This window comes from Streptomyces katrae, assembly GCF_000966975.1.
In the GTDB taxonomy this organism is placed as follows: Bacteria; Actinomycetota; Actinomycetes; order Streptomycetales; family Streptomycetaceae; genus Streptomyces; species Streptomyces katrae.
This window is the reverse complement of record NZ_JZWV01000350.1, coordinates 1-8,690: the sequence shown is the minus strand read 5'-3', so window position 1 is coordinate 8,690 and position 8,690 is coordinate 1. Positions and strand designations below refer to the sequence as shown.

Genomic DNA, 8,690 nt, shown 5'->3' with positions numbered 1-8,690 from the left:
GCGAGGCCCCGTACGAAACCGACGGCTTCGCCGATCAGGCTGTCCGCCTCGACCTTGAAGCCGAGCAGCTTGGGCAGCTGGCCGATCAGGATGGTCAGGGCCAGGCCGTTCATGTAGCCGATCATCGTCGGTTTGGAGATCAGGTCGGCGATGAAGCCGAGCTTCGCGACCGAGGCCAGGATCATGACGGCCGCCACCATGATCGCGAGCATCGATCCCAGCGCGACGGCCCGCGCGGGGTCCCCGCCGGCCGCCACCAGCGGCAGCACGGTCGCGGCGATCATCGGCCCCAGGGAGGAGTCGGGGCCCAGTACCAGGATCCGGGAGGGTCCGAACACCGCGTAGGCGAGCAGGCAGAGGATCGTCGTGTAGAGGCCGGTGATGGCCGGCAGGCCCGCCAGTTCGGCGTACGCCATGCCCTGGGGCACCAGCAGGGTGGTCAGGACGACACCCGCCACCAGGTCCTTGACCAGCCACTCCCGGCGGTAGGACGAGGCCGCGCGGACCCCGGGAACGTCCCGCAGCCGGGAGCGGAGCCCGCGATCCTCGTGCCGGGTGGTCACCGGCCCTCCTTCCCCCTCCCCCATCAGGTGCGTCGCGACCGACGGGCCGAGAACTTGCCCAGCTCCCACAGGAGGAGGAGCACGACGGCGGACAGCAGCGCCCAGCCGAACTGGCGTGCGTCGATCTCGGTCGTCCCGAGGAGGCGGCGGAAGCCGTCCATCTGGGTCACCAGCACCGCGAGGACGAACTGGGCCAGTGCCACCCAGTTCATCTGCTTGCTGTCGAAGGTGCTGGTCGTCAGCACCGAATCCGTCTCGCTGCGGCACTCGAAGGCAGCGACGATCAGGCAGAGGGCGAACGCGGTGAACGCGATCGACTGGCCGGTCGCGGTGCTGCCGTAGCGGGCCTCGCCGAGCTTGATCAGCCCGAGCAGGACGACGGTGAGCGCCAGCCCGGCCAGTCCGACCGTGACCAGCACGGGCCGGCTGAGCACCGACTCCCCGCGCGGCCGCGGCCTGCGCCGCATCAGCCCGGGGCTCTCCCGGTCGAAGCCCAGCGCGAAGCCGAAGGAGGCATTGACCACGAAGTGGATCCACAGCACCTGCGGCGGGGTGAAGGGCTCGCCGGCCGCGATGTTGAAGACCGTGGCGCCGAGGAAGGTCACCACGAAGGTCACCAGCAGGAGCAGGACGAACCGGATGTACTTGGTGAGGTTGTCGTAGATCCGGCGGCCCTGCTCGACGGCGTAGACGATGGTGGCGAAGTTGTCGTCGGAGAGGATCATGCGTCCGGCGTTCTTCGCCACGTCCGTGCCGCTGCCCATGGCGATCCCGATGTCGGCGGCCTTGATGGCGGGCGCGTCGTTGACGCCGTCCCCGGTCATCGCCACCACGTCGCCCTTCTTCTTCAGCGTGTTGGCGAGCAGCACCTTGTGCTCCGGCGCGACGCGCCCCACCACGCCGATGTCGTCGATGCGGGCGAGCTGCTCCTCCTCGCTCATGGCGGCGAAGTCGGCGCCGAGGACCGCCTCCCCCGGGATACCGAGCTGCCGGGCGATCGCCGCACCGGTGACCACGTCGTCGCCGGTGACCATGCGGACGCGGATGTGTCCCTGCTGGGCGCCGGCCACGGCGGCCTTGGCCTCCTCGCGGGGCGGGTCGACCATGCCGACGAGGCTGGTCATCCGCAGCCCGGTGACGTAGGCCAGCAGGTCGCCCTCCGGGTCGAAGGCGTCCGGGTCCAGTTCACGGGTGGCCGCGGCCATCACCCGGAGCCCCTCCCCGCCCATCCGCAGCGTCTGGGCGTCGGCGCGCTCGGCCAGCTCCGCGTCCCAGGGGATGCTCTCGCCCGCCGCGAGCGCGGTGGCGGCCCGGGCCGTCACCGCCGGGGCCGCGCCCTTGACGAAGCAGCGCACGACCTGGCGGCCGGAGGCGTCGAGCGCCGAATGGAAGGTGGCCATCAGCTTGTACGTCGGGTCGAACGGCAGCGTGGCGAGCCGGGGGAAGGCCTCCCTCGTGCCCTCGATGTCCAGGCCGGCCTTGTGCGCGAGCACCAGCAGCGCGCCCTCGGTGGGGTCGCCGACCACTGTGCCGTCCACCAGTTTCGCGTCGCTGGCCACCAGGTAGGGCAGGATCGCGTCCTCCAGGCCCGCCGAGGACCCCGCGGTGTGGTGGACCTTGCCGTCGAGCCCGTAGCCCGTGCCCGAGACGGTGTAACGGTCGGTGGGACTCAGCACTTCGACGACGGTGACCTCGTTCATCGTCAGCGTGCCGGTCTTGTCCGAGTTGATCGCCGAGGTGAAGGCGAGGGTCTCGACCGACGGGAGTTCCTTGACGATCGCGTTCCGTTCGGCCAGGTTGAGGCTGCCGACGGACAGGATCGCCTGGGTCACGGTGGGCAGGGCTTCGGGGATGGCGGCGATGGCCAGCGAGACCGCGCTGACGAACAGCGCGTCCCAGGCCTGGTCCCGCTGACGCCCCAGGGCGAACATCACGATCATGGTCAGGCCAGCCGCGCCCGTGATCCACAGCGTCAGGGTGTCGAGCTCCTTGGTGAGCGGCGGCACCTCCTTCTCCGTGGCCGACAGCATCCCGGAGATCTTGCCGACCTCGGTGGCGGCGCCGGTCGCGGTGACGACGAGCACCCCGCTGCCGTGGGTGACCGGGGTGTTCATGAACGCCATGCAGGTCCGGTCCCCGGGCGAGGACAGGCGGCCCGGCAGCGTGCCGGTGTCCTTCGCCGCCGGGACGCTCTCGCCGGTGAGGGCCGACTCGTCGATCTGCAGGGCGCTGGCCTCGATGATGCGCCCGTCGGCCGCCACCTGGTCCCCGGCGGTGATGAGCACGATGTCGCCGACGACGAGCCGGTCGGCGGGGATCTCGGCCTCCGTCCCGTCCCTGCGCACCCGCGCCGAGGCCTTCATCATCGACTGGAGCGCGTTCATCGCGCTCTCCGCCTTGCCTTCCTGACGCAGGCCGATCACCGCGTTCAGCAGGGTCAGCACGATCAGCAGGATCGCGGTGGTCCACTCCTGGATGATCAGCGAGACCGCCGCTGCGGCCAGCAGGACCAACTGCATGTAACTGCGGTACTGGCCGAGGAACCGCTGCCACGTCGGCGTCCGCTCCTCCGCCGGCAGCGCGTTCGGGCCGTGTCCGGCCAGGAGCTCGGCGGCCCGGGCCGTGGAGAGACCGACGGCCGGATCGACGCCGAAGGCCGCCGCGACCTCTTCGGGATCACGCGTGTACCAGGCGTCCTCCGCAGCCTGTGGCTGCTCGCCCGGGGAAACCGACCGCACGGTCATCGTGCTGCCTCCGATCCGTGGCCGCGGACGGGTCCGGGCCGGTACGACAGGTCCGGTCCCCCTAGCCGTGCTTGCGGCCCTTCTTCCCCTTCTTGTGCCTGCCGCTCCTCCCCTTCTTCTTCTCCGGGTGGCCGGCGGCGTACGGGTCGGCCTCGCTCCCCGCGGGCGCCTCCTTCTCCAGCGCCCGCCGGGTCACCAGCAGGTCCTTGCGCGCTTCTTCGCCCACGTCGGGGAACTGGGGATCGATGTCCATCAGGGTGTGCGCGAGGACCGCCGCCGCGCAGATCCGCGCGAACCACTTCCGGTCCGCCGGCACGACGTACCAGGGGGCCCACTTCGTACTCGTGGCCGACAGCATCGCGGAGAACGCGCGCTGGTAGTCGTCCCAGTAGCGCCGCTCACGGACGTCGGCCGCGGAGAACTTCCAGTTCTTCTCCGGCAGGTCGATCCGCTTCAGGAAGCGGATGCGCTGCTCCTCCTTGGACAGGTTCAGGAAGATCTTCACCACCTTGAAGCCGTTGTCCGTGAGGTAGCGCTCCCAGTGGTTGATCTCCCGGAAGCGCCGGTCCCACAGGTCCGGCCCGTACGAGCCCTCCGGCAGGTTCTGACGGTCGAGGATCGCGGGGTGGACCCGCACGACCAGGACCTCCTCGTAGTGCGAGCGGTTGAAGATGGCGATCTCGCCCCGCGAGGGCAGCCGCTGCGCGTACCGCCAGAGGTAGTCGTGGCCGAGTTCCTCCACGGAGGGCACCTTGAAGCTGCTGACCCGTACGCCCTGGGGATTGACGCCGCTCATCACGTGGCGGATGGTCCCGTCCTTGCCCCCGGCGTCGAGCGCCTGGAGGCAGAGGACCACGCCGTACGTGTTCTGGGCGGCCAGCCGCTCCTGGTACTCCGCCAGCAAGGACACGCCGCTCCGCAGCAGTTCGACGCCCTCGGGTTTCTTCAGACCGGCCTTGTAGCGGGGATCGAAGTCCCGGGAAAGGCGCACCTCGGACCCGGGCTCCACCCGCAGCGGCCGGATGAAATCCGCGATGCGTTCGGCTCTGTCGTCGGACATCAGCGATCCGCCCTTGCCTGCTCCTACATCCGCTCCGGCATCTGCATCTGCTCCGAGGCGGCGCTCAGCGCCCTCCGGGCACGCCGTTCGACGAGGATCGGGATGAAGGCCCTGATCCTGGCCTCGCGGAACCCGTCGTACTCGGCCCTCACCGTCGTCTCGACGGTCGCCGCGTCCACCGACGGGAAGGCGGCGCACAGCCGCACCACCATGTCCCGGACGGTCATCGCGTCTTCGTACGAGGGAGGTGGGGCGCCGGCCGGCGGCGGCGCCGCGGTAGCGGCCCGCTCCGCCGGCCCGGGAATCCCGAGCGCGCCCTCGGAGGGAGGGCGCACGTCGGTGCCGTGGATCTGCGCCTCGACCGTCATGGCGGTACCGATCCCATGTTCCACGACCTCCAGACCGCAGAACCGCCCCTCTCGCCACGCCACGAGAAGGTCCTTGCCGCTCATTGTCTGCTCACCGGGACAAGATCGCCCTTCGGGACCGGCCGCGGCGCGGCCGTGGGCGCGGCGGCCAGGGCCATGGCGTCCGCGCCGGTCGTACGCGGGTGGGGCGTACGACGAGTCCACGGCGATCCGGGACCGCGACGAGGCCGCCGCAGGCCGGCGGCGCGCCGGGCACGTCCGGGCCGGGTCCGTCAGTCGAGGACCGCGGTGGCCTCGATCTCGACCAGGTGCTCGGGAACGTCCAGCGCCGCCACACCGATCAGCGTCGCGGGCGGCACCGGCACCACGCCCAGCCGTTCGGCCGCCCGGGAGATCCCGTCCATGAGCTGTGGCATCTGGTCGGGGGTCCAGTCGACGACGTAGACGGTCAGTTTCGCCACGTCGTGCAAGGTCCCGCCGACCGCGGCCAGGGCGGTGGCGATGTTGAGGTAGCACCGCTCCACCTGAGCGGCCAGGTCTCCGACGCCGACCGTGGCCCCGTCGGAGCCCCATGCGACCTGCCCGGCGATGAAAACGGTCCTCGAACCCGACGCGACCGCGACCTGCCGGTAGGCGTCGACGGTGGGCAGCCCCTCCGGGTTCACCAGGGTGATGGCCATGTTCTTCCAGCCTCTCCGTGCTCTCTTGCAGTTACTCGGGAACCGTAGGAGAGTGGCCAACGAACTGGAAGAACGCACTTTTTGGTGACGGGGGAACCTGATGGTGACCAAGCAGCTCAAGGGCTCGGGCACGGCCAAGGACGAGGCCGACGTCACGCGGGCGGACTCCCTGGCGCGCGAGATCTTCTCCGACATCGCCAACAAATGGGCGCTCCTGATCATCGAAGCGGTGGGCGACCGCACCCTGCGGTTCACCGAACTGCGTGACGAGGTCGAGGGCATCAGCCACAAGATGCTCACGCAGAACCTGCGCCTGCTGGAGCGCAACGGTCTGATCGACCGGACCGTCCACCCGACCGTGCCACCGCGCGTCGAGTACACCCTCACGGAGCCGGGCCAGGCCCTGCGCGCCGTGGTCGACGGCATGTGCGACTGGACCCACCGCTACCTCGCCGACCTCGAAACGGCCCGCCACCGCTTCGACGGCCGTTGACTCCGGCTACGCCGACTTCGCCGTGGCGAGGGCGCCGGCGCAGACGGGGCGGGTGCGGGCGGTGTAGGAGCGGGCGGCCGCGACGAGGGCGAAGCCCAGGCCGCCGAATGCCAGCCCGCCGAACTCCACGACCCAAGTGATGCCCGAGCTGGTGGTGAACGGCGGAGACGGCTGGACCGGGGGCAGCACCCCGGCCGCCATGAGCGGGGCCATGACGATGAGGACGGCCCCGTACATCGCCAGGGGGATTCCGGTCAGCCAGGCGGGAATCAAGGGCAGCAGGCGCGGGACCCGCCGTCCGGACAGGAACGGCGTCCAGCGGGGGAACACCTGCCCCCACCCGTACAACAGGCCCAGCAGCAGAAAAACTCCGACCATGGCGGCCAGTACGGTCACGTCGATGCCCGCCGACGCGATCGCCTTCGACGGTCCCGACGCGCCGGCCACCGCCATCCTCTGCCAGTCGTCGCCCGCGACGCCGAGGGCGTTGCCGCCCAGGGTCCAGAGGGTTTTGGCTCCCGCCCACGGCAGGAGTCCGCCCGCGAGCAGGTACACCACGACCCGGGTCCGCCTCGGGGCTCGGGACGCGGCCGGGTGGACGAGCGGGCCGTCGGCCGCGCCGGTGTGCCGGCGCCCGCACCGCGGACAGTCTCCGCGCAGCCGCCGGCGGTAGGAGATCCAGACGAGGAAGAGCAGGGCGGCGCCGGCCGTGTTCAGCAGCACCTGGGCCAGTCCGGTGGCGCTCTCGACTCCCGAGAGCGTCGCCATCGTCACGAAGTGGATCGGCAGCCCGTTCATCCCCACGACGAAGACCGCGAGCCCCACGATCAGCGCCGTCGCCACGGCGACCCGGCCGAACGGGCCGAGGTCCCGGGTGCCGGCCAGACAGGCACCACCGGCCAGGAGCGCGAGAGCCGCCAGGAGGAGCTGGACCCATGGCGCGTACGTGGAGTGCTCCTTCCACTGCACGGCGGTGCCCGTCACCGCCCAGGCGCCCTCTACAGCGGCGTAGGACACCGCCCACACCGCTGCGGCCCTCGGCGCCCACAGGGGCCACCGCCACCACCACCGCCTCCACCGCGGCGTAACCGCGGGCGGCTTGAGACCTTCGCCCGCCTCCGAGTACTCGGGTACAGCCACCACAACCCCCATGGCTCCGGATGTCCGATGGCCCCAAGACTCCGCGTCTCCCCCGCTGATCACATCCATCGCACGGATCATCCGGCTTCCCCCGCGCGGGGGAAGCCGGCACGCGAGTACCTGGGCCGGTCACCATGCGGCGATGGCCGGTGCCTCGGGTTCGTGCTGCCGCCAGGCTTCGTCGAGGCGCCTGAGCCGGGCCGCCGCGGCGATGCCGCGCAAGGAGGCGACCTTGCCGTCGCGGACTTCGAACGCCATGACGCCCAGGATCCGGTCGCCGACCACGGCGAGGGCGGCCGGGGAGCCGTTGACCAGTGCGAAGTGGAACGCGGGTGTGCCGCCCGCCAGTCGCCGCTTCGCCGGGGTCGGCTTGAAGCCGGCCCGCACGTGGGAGGCGACCTGCTCGGGCGTGTCGTACCGCAGCAGCCGCCTGGCCAGCCCGGCGCCGTCCGAGAGTGCCGTCACGTCGTCGGTGAGCAGCGCCACCAGGCGTTCGGTGCGTCCCGACGCGGCGGCGGCGAGGAACTCCTCCACGACCCGGCGCGCGGACGCCCGGTCGGCCTCGCGCGGTGGACGTGCTGCTGGCTCGCGGACTCGGTGATGCCGAGGATCCCGGCGATCTCAGCATGGCTGTAGGAGAAGGCCTCGCGCAGGACGTAGGCGGCCCGCTCGAGGGGTGAGAGGCGCTCCATCAGGGTCAGTACGGCCAACGACACCGATTCGCGCTGCTCGAAGGTGTCGGCCGGGCCGAGCATCGGGTCGCCTTCCAGGAGCGGTTCGGGCAGCCAGGCACCCACGGCCCGCTCGTGGCGTGCCCGTGCCGAGCGGAGCCGGTCGAGGCACAGGTTGGTGACGACCTTGGTCAGCCATGCTTCCGGTACGTCGATCCGTTCCCGGTCGGCGGCCTGCCAGCGGAGGAACGCGTCCTGTACGGCGTCCTCGGCGTCGGAGGCCGAGCCGAGCATGCGGTAAGCGAGCGACGCCAGCCGGTTGCGGCCGGCCTCGAACCGGCTGGTGTCGAAGCGATCACTGATGGCGCGGTCCATGCGGATCACCCTAGGCGGCTACGCGACCGCCCGGCCGGCGGGGGCGTCCGGCGCGTACGGGGCCGCGTGCGCGGCCGACGACTGCGGCGCGTGCGCGGCCGACGCCTGCGGCGCGGCGGTCAGGTGGCGCTTGCGCTTGGGCAGGCGGAAGGTGGGGTGCCAGCTGGTCCACCGCGCCGTCCTGAGGATGGCCTCCTTGATCCGCGCGGCCTTGCGGCCGCCGAAGTGCCGTGGTGTCGCCCGCCCTTCGCGGTCGACCGGCTGCAGGATGCCGTCGCGCCGCCCGAGGCTGATGTGGTTGCCCAGGTAGGCCAGCTTGACGTGGCCGACCTTGCTGCCGGTGAGGCGTCCCATGATGGCCTGGAGGGCCTGCATGCCGGTGAAGCCGGCCGTGGCACAGGACATCGGCAGGGGCAGGCCGTTGTCGCCGATCGCGTGGACGCTGTCGCCGGCGGCGTAGACGTTCGGGTGCGAGAGGGAACGCATGGTGCGGTCGACGAGGATCCGACCGGTCTCGGTGACCGCCAGGCCGGCGGCGGCGGCGATCGGGCTGACGGCGAAACCCGCCGCCCAGACCGTGGCGTCGGACGCCAGGG

General features: G+C 71.4%; 8 protein-coding genes and 1 pseudogene. 1 reads left to right on the top strand and 8 read right to left on the bottom strand.

Going from position 1 to position 8,690, the window contains the following annotated elements; all coding sequences use genetic code 11:
* The 5 genes from VR44_RS13675 to VR44_RS13655 all read right to left on the bottom strand — a co-directional run.
* Window positions 1-563, bottom strand: a 563-nt coding sequence (locus VR44_RS13675) for a SulP family inorganic anion transporter (RefSeq protein ID WP_045947745.1), incomplete at its 3' end; no start/stop codon positions are given.
* A gap of 23 nt (window positions 564-586) precedes the next feature.
* Window positions 587-3,307, bottom strand: coding sequence for a cation-translocating P-type ATPase (locus VR44_RS13670; RefSeq protein ID WP_045947744.1), 2,721 nt, complete (start codon window positions 3,305-3,307; stop codon window positions 587-589).
* A 61-nt stretch (window positions 3,308-3,368) separates the two neighbouring features.
* Window positions 3,369-4,367: a polyphosphate kinase 2 family protein gene (locus VR44_RS13665; protein ID WP_045947743.1), complete on the bottom strand. Its 999-nt coding sequence runs from the start codon at window positions 4,365-4,367 to the stop codon at window positions 3,369-3,371.
* Between the two features lie 23 nt (window positions 4,368-4,390).
* The gene (locus tag VR44_RS42560) at window positions 4,391-4,798 is read right to left on the bottom strand and encodes a three-helix bundle dimerization domain-containing protein (protein ID WP_157880292.1); all 408 of its coding nucleotides are present in this window, start codon (window positions 4,796-4,798) and stop codon (window positions 4,391-4,393) included.
* Between the two features lie 209 nt (window positions 4,799-5,007).
* On the bottom strand, window positions 5,008-5,415 hold the full coding sequence (locus tag VR44_RS13655) for a RidA family protein (protein WP_045947742.1): 408 nt from the start codon (window positions 5,413-5,415) through the stop codon (window positions 5,008-5,010).
* 100 nt (window positions 5,416-5,515) lie between these two features.
* Between VR44_RS13655 and VR44_RS13650 the strand changes: the two genes are divergently transcribed.
* Window positions 5,516-5,908, top strand: a complete 393-nt coding sequence (locus tag VR44_RS13650) for a winged helix-turn-helix transcriptional regulator (RefSeq protein ID WP_045947741.1) — start codon at window positions 5,516-5,518, stop codon at window positions 5,906-5,908.
* A 6-nt stretch (window positions 5,909-5,914) separates the two neighbouring features.
* Here VR44_RS13650 and VR44_RS13645 read toward each other — a convergent pair whose 3' ends face one another.
* The 3 genes and pseudogenes from VR44_RS13645 to VR44_RS13635 all read right to left on the bottom strand — a co-directional run.
* On the bottom strand, window positions 5,915-6,925 hold the full coding sequence (locus tag VR44_RS13645; protein ID WP_045947746.1) for a hypothetical protein: 1,011 nt from the start codon (window positions 6,923-6,925) through the stop codon (window positions 5,915-5,917).
* 252 nt (window positions 6,926-7,177) lie between these two features.
* Window positions 7,178-8,094: pseudogene (locus VR44_RS13640) on the bottom strand (sigma-70 family RNA polymerase sigma factor).
* Between the two features lie 18 nt (window positions 8,095-8,112).
* Window positions 8,113-8,690: FAD-dependent oxidoreductase (locus VR44_RS13635; RefSeq protein ID WP_045947740.1), on the bottom strand; the 578-nt coding region annotated here is incomplete at its 5' end.

Bases quoted from the DNA above. Each gene is read 5' to 3' on its own strand.
- VR44_RS13665 (WP_045947743.1), bottom strand. From the start codon at position 4,367: ATGTCCGACGACAGAGCCGAACGCATCGCGGATTTCATCCGGCCGCTG.
- VR44_RS13655 (WP_045947742.1), bottom strand. From the start codon at position 5,415: ATGGCCATCACCCTGGTGAACCCGGAGGGGCTGCCCACCGTCGACGCC.
- VR44_RS13650 (WP_045947741.1), top strand. From the start codon at position 5,516: ATGGTGACCAAGCAGCTCAAGGGCTCGGGCACGGCCAAGGACGAGGCC.
- VR44_RS13670 (WP_045947744.1), bottom strand. From the start codon at position 3,307: ATGACCGTGCGGTCGGTTTCCCCGGGCGAGCAGCCACAGGCTGCGGAG.